The organism is Hwangdonia sp. (genome assembly GCF_048381975.1).
In the GTDB taxonomy this organism is placed as follows: Bacteria; Bacteroidota; Bacteroidia; order Flavobacteriales; family Flavobacteriaceae; genus Hwangdonia; species Hwangdonia seohaensis.
The window spans coordinates 12,284-29,370 of the sequence record NZ_JBLWYT010000004.1; the positions used below are offsets into that span (position 1 = coordinate 12,284).

The following is a 17,087-nucleotide window of genomic DNA, read 5'->3' on the forward strand; positions in this document are numbered from 1 at the left end:
TTTAAAATCCAACATTTATTCCAATACTATATGATTTAGATTGTGGCATCGTTAACTCATCATAACCACTCAATAACGCTGAGGATCCAAATGCACTAACTTCAGGATCCAGCCCTGAGTATTTTGTAAATGTTAATAAATTGGTGCCTTGTACAAAAATTGAAAAATCTCTAATGAACATGTTTTTTAATACCGATGCCGGTAAACTATAAGCCAGTTTAATGTTTTTTAAACGGATATATGAAGCATCTTCCAAGAACCTATCTGAATCTCTACCTGCAGTATAATCGACAGCTCCACCGCCAAAACCATTACTTACAATAGATGAGTTGTTCAATTTTGGAATATCGGTACGATGTCCGGTAATTAACCAATAATCTAACATATCGGCACTTAAGTTATGTGATTCATCCGTCGTATAGGTGTATAAAAGTGCCTTAGTACCATTATACAACTGATTGCCAGATGAAAATGTGAAAAAGGCATCCAATTTCCAATTTTTAAATGTAAACGTATTCGTTAATCCACCGTAAAAATCCGGTAGCGCATCCCCCATGGGTTTTCTTGCCGAATTTGGATTGTCACTAATTGGTGAATTTCTTGATGCGGGATGTATTTCACTTTGAGTCCCATCAGGATAATTCCAAAGTGGGTTACCTGTTAGCGCATCAACGCCTGCCCAGTCATATAAAAAGAATTGACCTGCCGACTCGCCTTCAGCAAAATATTTATAACCCAATTCTGCACCCGTGGTATCACTACCTTCAAAATTTAATTTTAAGATTTTGTTGGTGTTTCTAGAAATATTAAAACTTGTGGTCCATTGAAAGTTTTCCGACCTAATATTTTCGGTATCCAACTGTATTTCAAACCCTTTATTCTCCATATCACCAATGTTTTGTTGTTGAATGGCATACCCTTGAAACCATGGTACAGCTGAGGCATATAATAGGTTGGTAATTTTTTTGTGATAATAATCTAAAGTTAGACTAACTCGATTATTAAACAAATCAACATCTAAGCCTAAATCTAATGTTTTAGTGCGTTCCCATTCTAGATTTGGATTGTTTGGCTGCATCACTTGTAATATTTGAGAATCCCAATATTGGGGTGCTGTTCTGTTTCCAAATCGGAAGATTTGATACTGTCCTTGATTCCCATAATACCCGCTAGAACCATCGATTCCTGAAAAGCCAATACTACCTCTTAACTTTATTTCATCAATCCAAGATACTTGGTTTAAGAATTCTTCTTCTGAAGCCCTCCAACCCAAAGAAAAAGAAGGGAAGCCAATATATCTGTTGTTTTTATTAAAACGAGATGACCCGTCTACACGGTAAGTAACCCCTGCTAAATATTTATGATCGTATTGATAGTTAAGCCTTGCAAATGCTGAAAACAAAGCCCATTCTCTGGTGATTGGGTCACCAATGCGTACAACGCCACCTTGATGAATGTCCAACACAGCATCATTATCAAACTCACGGGCATCTATCGAAGCAGACACTTCCTTAGAGGTCTCAAAACTTTGCCCAATTACCCCGTTAACTTTATGTAGGTTATCAAACACCTTAGCTACGCTCAAGGTATTGTTTACGACAAACTTTTTGTTATTCAAATCTCTTTGGGTAGCATTTCCACCAATGATATCTGGTCTACTAATTAAACGACTGTAGGCCTTTGAATTATAACGATCCACACCTATTTCCGATTTTAAAGTCAGCCATTTTAATGGTTTGAACTCCACATAGGCATTACCTATAACACGATCATCTTTCACATAGTTTGTGTCTCTATGAGCTTGAGCCAAAGGGTTATCAACCGCCCCGGAAAAGTTTGGATTAGACCCAAAATAATATGCGCCAGTGTCATCTTTTGGAGCTATATTAGGTGCCTTTAACACAGCGTTTCTGTAAATACTTTGTGCATTTAAAGAGGCATTATCCGAGAAGCTCAAGGTTGCATTGGCTCCTATTTTTAATTGATCGGTAATATCATAATCAATATTTAAGCGTGTATTATATTTTTTGTAATCTTGATTTACTATATAGGACTCTTGGTTTAAATAAGACCCGCTAAAGTAATAATTCAGCTTCTCGGAACTGGCTGCCACAGAAACATTGGTATTACTTGTAACACCTGTTCTCAGCACACGTTCTAACCAATTGGTGTCTTGCCCTGTAAAAGGGAATGCACTACCGTCACTACTTCCTATATATAAATTATAGATATCAGAATATTGCTGCGCATTTAAAAGACTTGGTTTTTTAACAGGATCACTCAAGGTTGTACTATTACTAAAAGTTACTCTTGGTTTTTTTGAAGTTCCTTTTTTTGTAGTAATTAAAATAACACCTGTAGCGCCTCTTGACCCATAAATGGCGGTGGCGTACGCGTCTTTTAAAACTTCAATAGATTCAATATCATTTAAGTTTAACATGGATAATGGGTTTCTTTCAAACTCATCTTTCTTTTGTAAAGGGCTTGTAACATAGGTGCCTCCAAAACTTATCCCCGGTATTGAACCACGCTCGAAACCAGTCGTATTGTTGGCACGGTTTGAGCCATAAATTGGGACACCATCTATTACAATTAATGGATTATTACTATTAGAATTCAATGAGCTAATACCACGTATCGTTATGGCGGTAGCACTCCCTGGAACCCCTGAACTTGACATAACCTGCACGCCTGAAATTTTTCCAGTTAAAGCATTGTCAAGACTAACAATGGTTTTATCAATGTCCTTTGCTTTTATCGAGCCTATGGATCCGGTAAGGTCACGTTTTTCCTGTACGCCATAACCAATAACAGTAACCAGTTCTAATGCTTCTATACTAGATTTCATATAAATACGAATTGGTTTATTGTCCGTTACCTTATACTCAGTAGTTGCATATCCAATTGAAGACACAATTAACACATCGCCTATATTAGCATGGATACTAAATTCTCCGTCAAAATTTGAAGCTACACCATTAGTTGTTCCCTTAACAAGTACTGTAGCCCCTATAATGGGTTGATTATCTTCTTCTGCAATAATAACGCCTTGCACTTCAATCGTTTTAATGGCTTGAAGTTTAGCTGTATTTTGCCCAAAGGACACAGTTAAATAGCATAAAAGCATACCAACAGTTAAAATTATTTTTTTAATCATTTCTTTTAAATTTATTGATGATGATTATGGAAATATAGTAATGGAACATATACATGTTCTATAAGGAAAAATGAAAATACTCAAGATAGATTCTACAAAGTAAAAACTGAATATTTTACATTTTTCACGCTGCTATAAATCGCGGTAGATTATCTAGTTTAATTTATTTAGTTTCCCAGACCACACATCTGTTAATGTTGAAAACTGAGCGGCTCCATCTACAACTGTAGTGGTTTGTCCTCCAATAATCAAAATATTTCCGCTACCATCAACAACAACATTGGCATTACATCTTGGTGTAAACGTATCTGGCAAAGCTTGAAATATTTCAACTGGATTCCAAGTCACACCACCATCTTCTGAGACTAAAGTTTCAGAAGTACAAGTACCATCTTCAGTAGCTCCACCAAACATCCATAATTTATCATCATAAATGGCAATGCTCGGTTTCATTCTAGCATCAAAAGCGCCATCAGATACTAACGTCCAATTCACACCATCTGTTGAGGACCAAATATCACTCAAGGGCACGCCATTTAAATCTAATCCACCAACAATGTGCATTTTACCATCATAGATGTAAGAGCCTGAATAGGTTCTTCTTGGCATTTCCAACGTATAGTTTTCAGTTTGCCCAAAAGTAATTCCATCGGTTGACTGTAGTGTTGAAGAAGAAATTGCTACAGCTGGTGTTGGATATACGGCATTTGGCTTGTACCCATCAAGATTCCCAAAAACGGCTGTATTTCCTCCCACGCCATAAATCGTACCTTCTAAAGAAAACGAAGGTGAATTAATACACGCAATAGATGTTGGGCTCCAACCTCCTGGTTTAGATAAAGCACCTTCGGTTTTTGTCCATTCAATACCATCTGTAGTTGTGTACAGATCTAATGTTAACGCTTTTTGATAATATTGAGGTAGACCAAGGCCATAGGGATCTACTAATTCTGCAAACCCTACTACGTAAGCCACACCATTTTCTACAACCACATTATGGTTTGAACCTACAGGAAAATCTCCAGTTGGCGTTTCTTCTACCCATGTTGAACCTCCAGTAGAGCTATATAATTTAGACTCCCCGAATTTACCTTCCTTTCCTATGATTAAAAAATGTTTTCCGTTTAAATAAAAATACTCTTGTGTACCATAATCTACATCAAAAGCATTTGGACTTAACTGATTCCATTGCACTTCTTCCGGGTTTACCTGAGAAACATTGGCTTTTACGCGATATGTTCTTTGTGACACGCCATCCAAAGCGGTTAATGTGTAAATAACATCATTGGTAAAATCGTTAGTGGTTTCTCCGCTAATTTGTTCGACACCATTTACTGTTACTGTTGATCCTTTAATAGCAACAAATGTTGCCGTTAAATTACTTACATCAAACTGATATGGTAAAATATCTTTATTCTCGATAACATAAGTACTATTATCAACACCGAAAGGATAATCTTGGACAGCCTCCTCAACAAAGCCGAATTGAATAAATCCAGTTAAATCTGTTTGTGGGCCATCGTCCTCTTCACTACAACTTGTAGTAAATAGCAATCCAAATAAGATGACCATTGAAAATAAATACTTTAAGTTCTGTTTTGGTTTCATAATGTGTAACAAAATTTAATTAGTTTAGATAGTTAGATTAATTTTTATTTATAAAACTATGTATCTCAATGTTTAATAGTCCTTTATAAATATTAACCCAACAAATCTAAATTAACCATATCATAAAAACATAGGGATAATTCCTCATTTATATCTTTGTAATAATTATCATGGTTAGTTTTCTATATTTGTTTTTTTTAATATTCAATGGGATTACATAAACTTCTTCTTTGTTATATGGGCTTTTTTTTTGTGCCCTCAACCATGTTTTGTCAAAATCAAAAAGATTCGTTAAACATTGTCAATAAAATAAACGTGCTCAGTTTTAACTATTCCCAAAGCATTAATAACAGCCCGCTTTCTAGTTTAAATTATGCTGAAGAAGCTTTTTCATATTACAATGATATTGCGTCTACCCGATTAAAATTTAAGGTTGCAACTAATTTTGCAACAGCACTGTATTTGAATGAAGATTACAATAAGGCTTTAACCGTTTTAGACACCATTAAATCTCTTAAAATCACAAAAAACGACAAAGCATTATACTATACATTGCGGGGCTTAAATGAAACCAACCTAAACCTCCCATTGCAAGCAGAGAGCAATTACAAAAAAGCACTAAAACTATATATTGAACTAAAAGATAAAAACAATGAGTTTACGGTTTTAAACAACCTTGGACTCCTTTATAATAATATTGGAGATTATAAGCGCTCATTAGAAGTTTATATAGAATGTTATGCCATTATAAATGATTTAGAAATACAGGTTGACCGCTATAAGTATTACATGAATATTGGGACGGTGAGCCACAACTTAAATGATTTTGCCAATGCTTTAGACTCTTATACGAATGCTCTGCAGGTAGCCGTTGAAAAACAAGACACATTAAGAATACTCAAAGCCTACGAAAAAACAGCATTGAGCCATTTTGAAGTAAATGAATTGGATGTAGCCATTAACAATTATAAAAAATCACTTAAAGGTTATATCAAACTTGGGCTAAAAAAAGATGCCAGCAATATTCTCATAAGCCTAGGCGATATTTATTATAAGAAAAACAAGAAAGAAGAAGCTCTTAATTACTATAATGATGCACAAGATATTGCATTAAAAAATAATTTTATCCAAGTAGATTACCAATCTTCCTTACGGTTGGCTGAATATTATTTAGAACAATCGAATTTTGATAAGGCAGAATTGTATTTTCAAAAAATCGTTAAAAACTTAAAAACAATAACTAACCTAGAGCTATTATCTAAGGCCTACCACGGTTTGTACCAAATAGAAAAACAGCGTAAAAACACCCTATTATCGCTCCGGTATTTAGAAAACTATTTAAAATATGATAATGAAATCAGGAAAAGTCAATTAATTACCCAAAACGAACAAATTGAGGTCCAGTTTAACTTAAAGCAAAAAGAACTAGAACTTGAAAAAAACGAGCTGCAATTAAAAAACCGGCAACAACAAATTCAAGGACTTATAATTTTTGCCGCATTAATCGCTTTACTTCTTATCTTAATTTTAACATTCTATTTTCAGAAAAGAAAAGCAGAAAAACTGCTTTCTTCCCAAAACACTAAAATTAATGCTCAAAATAGAGAATTAGTCTTGACAAATAAAGAGATAAAGAGCAGGAGAAAAGAATTGCTTAATTTAAATAAGGTAAAAGACCAGCTATTATCTATTATTGCGCATGATGTTAAAAGTCCCATGACTGATTTATACAACCTTCTCCTTATTTTAAGACATAATTTAAGCAGCCTTAATAAAGATGAATTAAAGAAAAACTTGGCCATTGTAGAGTCTAGCACAGGGAACCTTTTAAACTTTTTAAACAACATACTAAACTGGACCATTAGCCAATCATCTGGAATCCAGGTAAAAATCAACTCTTTTTCCCTAAACGAACTGGTTAAAAACAACTTAAAGCTTGTAGAAAGCGCTATTGTAGCAAAAGATTTAAATGTAACATTTACCCCAAACAAAACCCTCGACGTATTTACCTCCGATTTAAACATCGTAGATTTCGCCTTGAGAAACATTTTATCCAACGCTGTAAAATTCACTCACAACCAAGGTTCAATTCATATAAGTTTGGTAAAACTCTCTACCTCCCAAATTGAAATAAAAGTGGCCGATTCTGGAATCGGATTTAAAGAAGAAATCCATACACTGCTTAAAGAAAACACGGAACGCGTTCCAGCTGGTTTAGGAACAAATACCGAAAAAGGTTACGGAATAGGTTTATCTTTGTGTAAAAAAATGTTAGCCAAAATTGATTCTCAAATTATTTATGAAAAAAACACCCCAACGGGGTCTGTATTTTCCTTACGTTTAACTTCTATGAAATAAAAAGCAATTATGACAAATACAAAGGTACTTATTGCAGACGATCATTACATAGTTCGTTTAGGACTCAAAATCCTCATTGATTCCTTTGAAGGTTTTGAAGTTACTATGGAGGTTGAAAACGGACAAGACGTTTTAAACCATATCGATAAGGCCGACTATTTTATTTTAGACCTTGAAATGCCCGTTTTAGATGGTGTTAAAGCGTTGGACGTAATAAAACAAGATTATCCTGAGAAAAAAGTAGTTCTGTTAACAAATTGCATGGACATTCCAACATTAATTAAGGCCAAAAGCTTAAAGCCTCATGGGTTTTTATTTAAGGATGGCATGCATGAAGAAATTAAGATATGCTTAAATGAGTTAAAAAAAGGAAATTTTTATACGGGTAGAAATTGCAAATCATTTTTTGAACGCCATAAAGAAGACATTATAGAAACCGAAAACTTAATAAGAGACTTAAAAGCGTTAACTAAAACCGAAATAAAGATACTTTATAAAATTTCTGAAAACCTCTCCACATCAGAGATCGCTGAAGTCTTGTTCAACAGCCCAAAAACTATCGATAACCATCGCACCAATATTGCAAAAAAACTGGATATTAGTGGTTACAATAACCTTCAAGCGGTTGCAATAAATCATAAATCGCTCATCGAATCTTTGTATAATTCAATAGCTTAAATAATCAATATACATACTTAAATTAAGGAATTCTCCTTATATATTTTTCTTCTCTTTCCTCTAAATTTGTTACTAAAACAAAGCTTTTGGTTAAATGAGTAACAAACCTTTATGAGCAAATCAATCTTCTTAGCCATTTTTATAATTTGGCATGTTTCAACGGCTCAAACATTTGAAATTATGGACAAAGCCTCTGGCATTGACCATGTTTTCAATCAGTCCGAATATATGGGCGGTGGGTGCGTTTTTTTTGATTTTGATAATGATGGTTGGGAAGATCTCTATATAACAAGTGGTCTATCAAGAGATAAATTATATCGGAACCTAGGTAACGGAACATTTAAAGAAGTTGAGACCGCAGGATTTGAAATAACTGAAAGCTTTTACACGACTGCTGTGGTGAGTGGTGATGTAAACAATGACGGATACAGGGATCTTTTTGTTACGACATCCAAAGGAAAAAACAATCTTGGTGATTTTGAAAGAAATCTATTTTTTATCAATAATGGTGATGGAACTTTTTCAGAATCGGGAATACCATCTGGTTTTATAGAAAAAAGCTATACCATGGGTGCCACGATGTTGGATTATAATAATGATGGTTTTTTAGACATTTATACTGTAAACTATATTAAAGAACCCCGTATACGTTATAATGCTTCGGGGGAAGTTATTGGGTTTGATCACGACTGTTTTAAAAACTTGTTTTATGAAAATAACGGAGATGGCACTTTTACAGAAAAATCTACCGCATTAGGCTTAGACAATTCCGGATGCAGTTTGGCGGTCATCCCAACAAACTTCGATCAAGATTACGATCAGGATTTATACATAGCCAACGATTTTGGTGCATATCTACAATCTAATGCATTGTATCAAAACAACTACCCAAACCCTTCGTTTACCAATATTTCCAGTACATCTGAAACCGATGTTGGCATTCATGCTATGGGAATCGCTTATGGTGATATTGATAATGATGCCGATTTCGATTATTATATTACCAACATAGGCCGAAATATACTTCTTGAAAATAATGGAAACCATGTATTTTCAGATATATCCACATCAGCCTTAGTAGAAAACACACATACGACCGACTATGGTGGCCAAGGATTAACAACAGGCTGGGGCACTGCTTTTTTAGATGTAAACAATGATATGTGGTTGGATTTATTTGTTGCCAACGGAAGGATTCCCGGATCATTTATACCTACAGGAGAAAACGACCCAAACAAACTATATTTAAATAACGGCAACTCAACTTTTACAGACGTTTCAACACAGGCAGGTATTGATGACCCCTTAAGGGGGCGTGGGATGGCTTATTGCGATTTTGATAAAGACGGCGATTTAGATATGATGGTGGTGGTTCAAGACAAAGAGGGCGATTTAACTTCAAGGTCTATACTTTATGTCAATCAATTAAACCCAAATAATTCCTATGGAAACAATTGGGTGCAATTTAATTTGGAGGGCGTCAGTATTAACAAAGACGCTATAGGTGCTAAAGTGATAATACAAACGACCAACGAAACACAAATACAGGAAATTCATGGTCAAGGTAGCCACTGTAGCCAACATTCTTTAGTTTTACATTTTGGCTTAGCAACCAATGAAACTATTGATAATGTTGAAATTATCTGGTCTTCTTCCTCAAAGCAAACTTTTTCAAATGTTGAAGTTGACAATAGATATATTTTAAAAGAAGGAGACCCTTTTTTACAGATAGAATCAAACCAAATAATTAGTGGTTGTACAGACCCTAATTCATGCACTTACAACCCTTTAGCCACCATAGACGATGGGAGCTGTGAATACTTGGGTGCAAATAGCATTTTAGGCAGCCAACGCTCTGCTTTCCATCAAATTGAAACTTATAGCTATGAACCATTTACTACAAATTCACAACTTTTATGGATTGTTGAAGGTGGAGAGCTACTAAACGGTCAAGGCACCACTAGTATTTCAGTAAAATGGGGGTTTCATCAAAAAGGGAGCATCTCCATTATTGAAACCGATGGTACATGCAATAACGCTAACAACACCCTCGAAGTCGCGTTAGATGTCTCCAATGTTTCAGAAAATATTTCCATAGCAAGAATCTGGAATGAAGCCTTACTTGAGGCAATTCGCAGGGACTATGCGCGCCCAACAGTACACGCAAGAAACCTTTTTCACACATCCATATTACTATACGACATTTGGTCTGTATACCATCAACAAGGAAAACCCTATTTATTAGGAAACACGGTTAACAATTTTACCAGGGAGTTCATGGAATTTATACCAAACGAAAGTTTAGAAGCTTCAACAAAAAAAGCTATGAGCTTTGCGGCTTATCGTTTGTTAACCCATCGTTTTCAAAACTCACCAAATAAGGAAGCAACTTTGGCCAGGTTTAATTTAATTATGGAGGAATTGGGATATGACACTAATTACACATCCACATCGTACCTTTCTGGAAACGCAGCAGATTTTGGAAATTATGTTGGCCAGGCCTTGATACATTATGGCCTTTCCGATAACTCCAGAGAGTCAAGTGGATATGATAATAGTTTTTACCAACCTGTCAATCCACCAATGGTCCTCAATACTTCCGGGCAAACCACTAAATTAACTAACCCTAACCGATGGCAACCTTTAACCTTTAACACATTTATCGATCAAAGCGGAAATATAATTCAAGGGTCAACCCCAGAGTTTTTAAGTCCCGAATGGGGTTCCGTTTTTCCATTTGCCTTATTACCTGAAACAAAAACAACCCATCAAAGAAATGGCAACAACTATGTAATGCATCACGACCCAGGTATGCCTCCACAACTAAATACGGCAACACAATCAACCTCTAGCAATTATTATAAATGGAACTTTTCATTGGTATCGCTCTGGAGTTCACATTTAGATCCATTTGATGGTGTGCAATGGGATATTTCACCGAATTCTTTGGGCAATACTGATATTCAACTATTTCCAAAACACTTTAAAGATTATCCTGATTTTTATGACAGATTTAGCGGTGGTGACATCGGCACAGGGCACGCTATAAATCCCATTACCGGAAACGCTTATGAAGCACAAGTGGTACCAAGAGGTGATTACACAAGGGTTTTAGCTGAGTATTGGGCCGATGGGCCAGATTCAGAAACACCTCCGGGGCATTGGTTCACTTTACTCAATTACGTTACAGACCATGAGCACTTTATTCGAAAATTTAATGGCAAAGGGCATGAATTAAGCCCTCTCGAATGGGACGTAAAGGCATATTTCATTATGGGAGGTGCGCTCCATGATTCTGCCATTGCGGCTTGGGGCATAAAAGGATGGTACGACTATATAAGACCAATATCTGCTATTCGCTACATGTGTAACCTTGGGCAGAGCTCAAACCCTGCATTGCCTAATTATCATATTGCAGGCATACCATTAGAACCAGGAAATGTTGAAATAGTCCAAGAAGGAGACCCTTTAAGTGGTGCACAAAATGAACATGTTGGTAAAATAAAACTATATGCATGGCGAGGCCATCATTTTATAAATAATGCCAAAACCGACTTGGCCGGTGTTGGTTGGATATTGGCAGAAAACTGGTGGCCCTACCAAAGACCCTCATTTGTTACACCGCCTTTTTCTGGATATATATCTGGACATTCCACGTTTTCTAGAGCTGCAGCCGAAGTGATGACCTTAATAACGGGTGATAAATTTTTTCCTGGTGGCATGGGAGAATTTATTGCTAAAAAAGATGAGTTTTTAGTTTTTGAAAAAGGCCCCTCAGTAGATGTAAAATTACAATGGGCCACTTATCGTGATGCTTCAGACCAAACAAGTCTGTCAAGAATCTGGGGAGGTATACACCCTCCAGCTGATGATATTCCCGGTCGCCTCATTGGCGAACAAATAGGAATTGATGCTTATAACTACGCACTACCCTATTTTACTACCGATGTAAATTCCTTAGAAAAAAATATCTCAGTTTATCCAAACCCAATTTCTAATAGTGAAGTTTATATAAAAAACACTTTAAAGGCAGACCAATTCAAGCTTTTTGATGTTCATGGCAGATGGCTTCCCAACATAAGAAAACAATATGACGCTTCAAACCAAACCACTTTGTTAAAGATTCCAAAAACATTAGTTTCAGGTATATACATTCTTAAAATAAACCAAACATCAAAAATGGTAATTATTCAGAATGGTAATTTTAAACAATAAATTACCTACACCTTTCGTATAAGTTAAAGCATTTAGAAAAATCGGTTGATTGAATTTTTCGTTTATGCTCTTTGCCTATCGGCAAAAACTTCCACATTTGCAGACAGCCCTTTTTTTATATAACGCCCTCTTTACATTTACCTATCAACATTAAGGGAGTTACTTTAATGGCCGCTTTAAGTGTTTTACGATCTCTAAACACGAAAAGTTATCCAAACAAAAAAGCTTAAAGATATCTTAGCATTTTGAATAATAGTACTACATTAATAATATTAGCCTGTTCATTTCTAAATTAGAATAAGGTAAAGCATTGTTTAAAAAGTGTTTATCTTTCAGATTAACACATAAAAAAAGTGTGCCAAATATTTAGCACACTTTTTTGAGGCTGAGTAGATTAAAATTTTAAAAAGAGAAGTGACTTGTCTTTTTCTTTTAGGCTAGTCTATTTTGTATGAAGCCATATCATAACAACCTAAGAGTTTTTGTCAATTAATCTAATAACTCTTTTAGCTTTTCTGTTAACTTTTCACCTCTTAAATTTATCGCCACTATTTTACCTGTGGTGGTATCTATTAAAAAATTAGCCGGTACACCTGTAACCCCGTACAGTTCTTGAGGCCCTGTTTTGGTTCCCATACCACTATCTATCCACGGCAGGTTTTCTTCTTTTGAAGCTTTTTCCCAGGCCGCCCTAGAGTCGTCTATTGTAAAAGAAAAAATTTCGAAACCTTTTGGGTGATATTCTGAATAAGCTTCTTTCATATGTGGTATTTCTGAACGACAGGGTCCGCACCAAGATGCCCAAAACTCCAACAGTACTAATTTGTTTTCTTCTCTTGAACAGACTTCTTTAAGGGAAACTGCCTGACTGTCTAATGTTTCTGCGTAGAATGAATTCATAGTACTTCCCACACCTACTCTACTTTTTGCCGCTCTAGCCTTTCCGGCATCAATAGCTTTATAAATAATGTCTTTAATTCGCGCATCGTGTACAGAAATATCTATTAATGTTTTACGGGTTTCTTCTATCCAAGGCCCTCCGTAAGAACCGCAGTCCAGCATCATTAATAAAACAGCTTTATCCTTTACGGTTTTGGCAACGTGTAGATAATGTGCCAATTCAAAATCAATCATTTCATTAGAAATCCTCACCGCCTCTTCAGTGACTTTAGATTTTTCAGCTTCACTCTTACTACCGTAATTTTCGTATAATTTGCCATAACTCTTTTGTAGTTCTAAAAATTCTGGTGCTGTTCTGTAGGATAAAATAATATCATTAAATTTTGTATCGCCACCAGTTATTGTAAAAACACTTGACCGATCTCCCAATGTCATTTTAAAATTACCAGAAGAAAGTATAAAATTCATTCCTTTGGTTGCTCCCATTAAAACCCCTTGTTTGTTTTTAGCATTTATATAAATATAAACGTTTTGTGGCTCACTTATAGTTCCCGAGATTTTGAACATTCCATTTTTTACGGGCCCCTCAGCATAAACTATTTCATTGGTAGCCGAACCTCCCATCGACATCATCATTGAGCCACCTGAAGAAGCTTTTTTTGGATAGCCTACAATTTTAACCGTACCTTCAGTATAGTAGCTCGTTAAATCACCGGTTATTGTGAATGCTTCTCCATCGATATTATCTTTTTTATTTCCTGCAAACGCAGTAGCGACAGTAAAAAGCAAGGGCAATATAATTTTAAATACTTTCATTTTTTTGTTTTATTTTTAGTATGCTTTTGAAAAAATTCTGAATTCTAATTAAAAATCTCTTTTAGCTTTTCTTGCAAGGCCTCACCTCGTAAGTTTAGGGCCATAACTTTACCTTCTTTATCCAGCAACACCATATAAGGTATTCCTGAAAAAACATAATCTTTCATGACTTGTTTCGAATCTTGAGCCAGCAACAAGGTTCCTTTTAGTTTATCTTCTTTTACTGCTTTTCTCCAGGCCTCTTCTTTTTTATCAATGGAAACGCTAACAACTTCAAAACCTTTGTCTTTATATAATTGATATTGTTTTTGCACATTAGGAGACTCTTTTCGACATGGACCACACCATGATGCCCAAAAGTCAATCAGGACGTACTTTCCCTTAAAAGAACTTAAAGAAACCATGTTTCCGTCTAAATCTGGGAATGTAAAATCTGGCGCAACGGCTCCAACAGCTGTTTTAGCCACACTCTCTATTTTTTCCAACAACTCTGATTTGGCATTTTGAATATATGCATCATTTGGAAACTTCTTAGCCAGCTCTTCATACTGTTCAACCATATAGTCTTTGTGTCTCTTCCAATTCAATGTTTGTATAGCTTTCACTACCGTTGGGTAATCCTTATACATTTGAATGATGTTTTTGGTATCCCTTTCGGATGAATCATACATAACATCCCAACCTTTAGCAGCATCTTTTTTCCATGCCTCGCAATCTGATAATGATGCCTTATACTGGGCTTGACCTGTGGCAATCATCCATTGGTAATTTTGATAATTAGCCCAATGAATGGCATTTAGAACGTTGTTTTTTTCTCCTCCTGAAATATGCACATGAGGTGGGTTTTTAATTTTTATTTTTGCCGTATCAATACCTCTAAAATTAATTTCTAAGTCTTCATCGTCAGCATAAAACTCAACACGTTGTTGTTTATAGACATCCAAGTAGAAATATTGAGGTTTTTTTGTTTCAATTTCAAAGGAATAATTGTTTAAGGAATCTACTTTAACCTCTTTGATAATTTCCCACTCATTGTCGTCATTTCTTTGTTGAAGGTTAACCCCAAATTTATCATTTACATCTGCAAACTTAATATGGCCATTAACCGTTATTTTTTGTTCTTTCGCTTCATCCTGAATCTTATTACATGCGTAAAGGCTCAAAACCACCAACAGTAATCCAACTGATTTTCTCATTTATATATTTTTAAGTTAAGCTATTATTTTATTTAAAGAACAAAATTATAATATAAGCCAAGGCCATACATGAGGAAGATTCCTCATTTTATAAAATCTGTATGTAAAAACAACACATGTGAATAGTAGAGTTGTCACCTTTACTCGGACATAGAACTTAAAACCGTTTGTTGCAAAACGAATATCTTAGAAACATGAAAAAAAGAGTTTGCAGTACAGAGTTAAAAGCACGGGCGGTTCGATTAAGTTATTAGCGAGAAAACATAAAGGAGACCGTTGTATGCAAGCTTGATCAAAAACTGTAACAAAAAATAAAGTTTTCCGTCATGTAAAGTAAATCATCAATCAAAAAATTAAAATGAAATACTTAAAACTTCTAATGCTGCTTGCAGTTATCAGCTTCAATTTAAACGCACAAAACAATTCAAAATTAGAAAACAATCAACAAGAGAATGCAGCTTATGTCATTAAGAATGTAAATGTAATTCCAATGACCAAAGAAAATAGAATCATTGAAAATGCAACAGTAGTAATAAAAGAAAACAAAATCTATTCTTTCAATGGGTCAATACCTGAAGCCGCTACAATTATTGACGGAACAGATAAATGGCTAATTCCTGGATTAATTGATATGCACGTGCATACCCTTGCAGATGGAAGCCCTTTTGTAATTTATCCAACTAAAGGACCATTAGTAAGCTATAATACACAGTACAATATGACACCTTACATAGCTAATGGTGTCACAACTGTTTTTGATTTAGGAGCAAGAACTGAACATTTCGGACAACGAAATGAAATTATAAGAAGCGATGTAATTGGCCCGCGAATGGCTTTGGCCAAAGTAATTGGAGGAAAAAAATCAAATCCAATAGCTAAAAACTCATCTGATGGAAGAAATGCAGTACGTTTTGCCAAAGTGGAAGGCTATGAATTTATCAAGGTATACACTTGGCTAAATGAAGAAACCTTTAAAGCTGTAATAGATGAAGCACAAAAGCAAAATATGAAAGTGGTAGGTCATATTCCAGTCGCTTTCGAGGGAAAACCAGCTAAAGATTTTTTTGTTCCCCATTTTGGTTTAATTGCACACGCCGAAGAATTGTCGAAACAAACAGACGATTACAGCTATGAAAAAGCACAGGAATTTGCACGTTTAGCAAAAGATAATGGCACTTGGTTAATTCCTAATTTGACCAACATGCTTTCCATTAGCCAACAGGCTGAATCATTACAAAGCATCGAAAACTTACAAGGTTTTAAATATGTCCATCCTCTTATGCAAAGTAAATGGTTAACTTCAAATGGTTACTATGGAGCATCTGATAAATTAATTGAATATTATAATAAACTATACGACTTTCATATTCTTATTGTAAAAGCTTTTAAGGAAGCTGGCGTGCCTATGGTTGCAGGAACAGATGCTGGAATCTCTGGTATTGTTTGGGGGTTTTCGCTTCACGACGAACTTAAATTGTTAGTAGAAGCTGGATTGACTAATGAAGAGGCATTGGCTTCTGCAACAAGATTAGGAGCTGAATGGCTTGAAATAGGCGATAAATTAGGAACAATAGAAACAGGAAAGTTTGCAGATTTGATTTTGTTAGATAAAAACCCGTTAGACAACATCAGCAATACACGAAAAATTTCTGGTGTATTCGTAAATGGCAAATGGATTGACAGAAGCAAAATAGATATAATGCTTTCAGATGTTGAGAAATGGAATAATGCCAACAAAGAAAAATACGACTGGAAAGAACTCTTGAATAGTTTAAAAAATTAATAAAAAAACTGTGCCTAACAACGTGTCCTATGAGAAGCACTTGCCTTGTTCTCAGAAGTTAATATTTTATTTTTCAATTACCGCATAATGATGACTGTGAGGTGTTGGAGTGTTAGCAATTCCGATAGAATTTTATTTCAATGCTCTTTTAATAAGTTGCTCAGCATCCTATATATGATCCATTCATGTGTGTGTTCCGGCAGTCACCAATTTTTTTTAGTATCTCATGTTCTTCTGAAAATGTCTTTTAGCTGTTTCTTTAATTGGCCTATTCCTTTGTGTTCATCCGTCAATTTTGGCTAGCCTCGACCTGAAAAACTGTTCTTTCTAAAATCTTTTGCCCCCTTTCTCCAACGGTGCAATACCGAGTAAGGAA

At 35.2% G+C, this 17,087-nt stretch carries 8 protein-coding genes; 4 read left to right on the forward strand and 4 right to left on the reverse strand.

Translation table 11 applies throughout. From position 1 onward, the window contains the following. Position 1: 1 nt before the first annotated feature. Complete coding sequence (locus ACN5J7_RS08275) at positions 2-3,157, reverse strand: SusC/RagA family TonB-linked outer membrane protein (protein ID WP_418603532.1); 3,156 nt, start codon at positions 3,155-3,157, stop codon at positions 2-4. A gap of 153 nt (positions 3,158-3,310) precedes the next feature. Next, a complete protein-coding gene (locus ACN5J7_RS08280) occupies positions 3,311-4,765 on the reverse strand; it encodes a DUF6242 domain-containing protein (RefSeq protein ID WP_418603533.1) in 1,455 nt (484 codons plus the stop codon). Between the two features lie 237 nt (positions 4,766-5,002). Between ACN5J7_RS08280 and ACN5J7_RS08285 the strand changes: the two genes are divergently transcribed. The 3 genes from ACN5J7_RS08285 (at position 5,003) to ACN5J7_RS08295 (ending at position 12,016) form a co-directional block, all read left to right on the forward strand. Then, complete coding sequence (locus tag ACN5J7_RS08285; RefSeq protein ID WP_418603534.1) at positions 5,003-7,123, forward strand: tetratricopeptide repeat protein; 2,121 nt, start codon at positions 5,003-5,005, stop codon at positions 7,121-7,123. A gap of 9 nt (positions 7,124-7,132) precedes the next feature. Next, positions 7,133-7,801 carry a response regulator gene (locus ACN5J7_RS08290; protein WP_418603535.1) on the forward strand — a complete coding sequence of 223 codons (669 nt, stop codon included), beginning with the start codon at positions 7,133-7,135 and terminating at the stop codon, positions 7,799-7,801. A 111-nt stretch (positions 7,802-7,912) separates the two neighbouring features. Further along, the gene (locus ACN5J7_RS08295; protein WP_418603536.1) at positions 7,913-12,016 is read left to right on the forward strand and encodes an FG-GAP-like repeat-containing protein; all 4,104 of its coding nucleotides are present in this window, start codon (positions 7,913-7,915) and stop codon (positions 12,014-12,016) included. Positions 12,017-12,505: 489 nt separating this feature from the next. Here the strand turns inward: ACN5J7_RS08295 and ACN5J7_RS08300 are convergent, their stop codons facing one another. Together ACN5J7_RS08300 and ACN5J7_RS08305 are read right to left on the reverse strand one after the other, a co-directional pair. Next, on the reverse strand, positions 12,506-13,732 hold the full coding sequence (locus ACN5J7_RS08300) for a redoxin domain-containing protein (RefSeq protein WP_418603537.1): 1,227 nt from the start codon (positions 13,730-13,732) through the stop codon (positions 12,506-12,508). A gap of 44 nt (positions 13,733-13,776) precedes the next feature. Next, positions 13,777-14,928 (reverse strand): TlpA family protein disulfide reductase, encoded by a 1,152-nt coding sequence (locus ACN5J7_RS08305; RefSeq protein ID WP_418603538.1) that lies wholly within the window; start codon positions 14,926-14,928, stop codon positions 13,777-13,779. Between the two features lie 358 nt (positions 14,929-15,286). On the opposite strand from ACN5J7_RS08305, the gene ACN5J7_RS08310 reads away from it, so the two are divergent. After that, complete coding sequence (locus ACN5J7_RS08310) at positions 15,287-16,711, forward strand: amidohydrolase family protein (RefSeq protein ID WP_418603539.1); 1,425 nt, start codon at positions 15,287-15,289, stop codon at positions 16,709-16,711. Positions 16,712-17,087: the final 376 nt, after the last annotated feature.

Bases quoted from the DNA above. Each gene is read 5' to 3' on its own strand.
- ACN5J7_RS08280 (WP_418603533.1), bottom strand. From the start codon at position 4,765: ATGAAACCAAAACAGAACTTAAAGTATTTATTTTCAATGGTCATCTTA.
- ACN5J7_RS08310 (WP_418603539.1), top strand. From the start codon at position 15,287: ATGAAATACTTAAAACTTCTAATGCTGCTTGCAGTTATCAGCTTCAAT.
- ACN5J7_RS08285 (WP_418603534.1), top strand. From the start codon at position 5,003: ATGGGCTTTTTTTTTGTGCCCTCAACCATGTTTTGTCAAAATCAAAAA.
- ACN5J7_RS08275 (WP_418603532.1), bottom strand. From the start codon at position 3,157: ATGATTAAAAAAATAATTTTAACTGTTGGTATGCTTTTATGCTATTTA.
- ACN5J7_RS08305 (WP_418603538.1), bottom strand. From the start codon at position 14,928: ATGAGAAAATCAGTTGGATTACTGTTGGTGGTTTTGAGCCTTTACGCA.
- ACN5J7_RS08290 (WP_418603535.1), top strand. From the start codon at position 7,133: ATGACAAATACAAAGGTACTTATTGCAGACGATCATTACATAGTTCGT.
- ACN5J7_RS08300 (WP_418603537.1), bottom strand. From the start codon at position 13,732: ATGAAAGTATTTAAAATTATATTGCCCTTGCTTTTTACTGTCGCTACT.
- ACN5J7_RS08295 (WP_418603536.1), top strand. From the start codon at position 7,913: ATGAGCAAATCAATCTTCTTAGCCATTTTTATAATTTGGCATGTTTCA.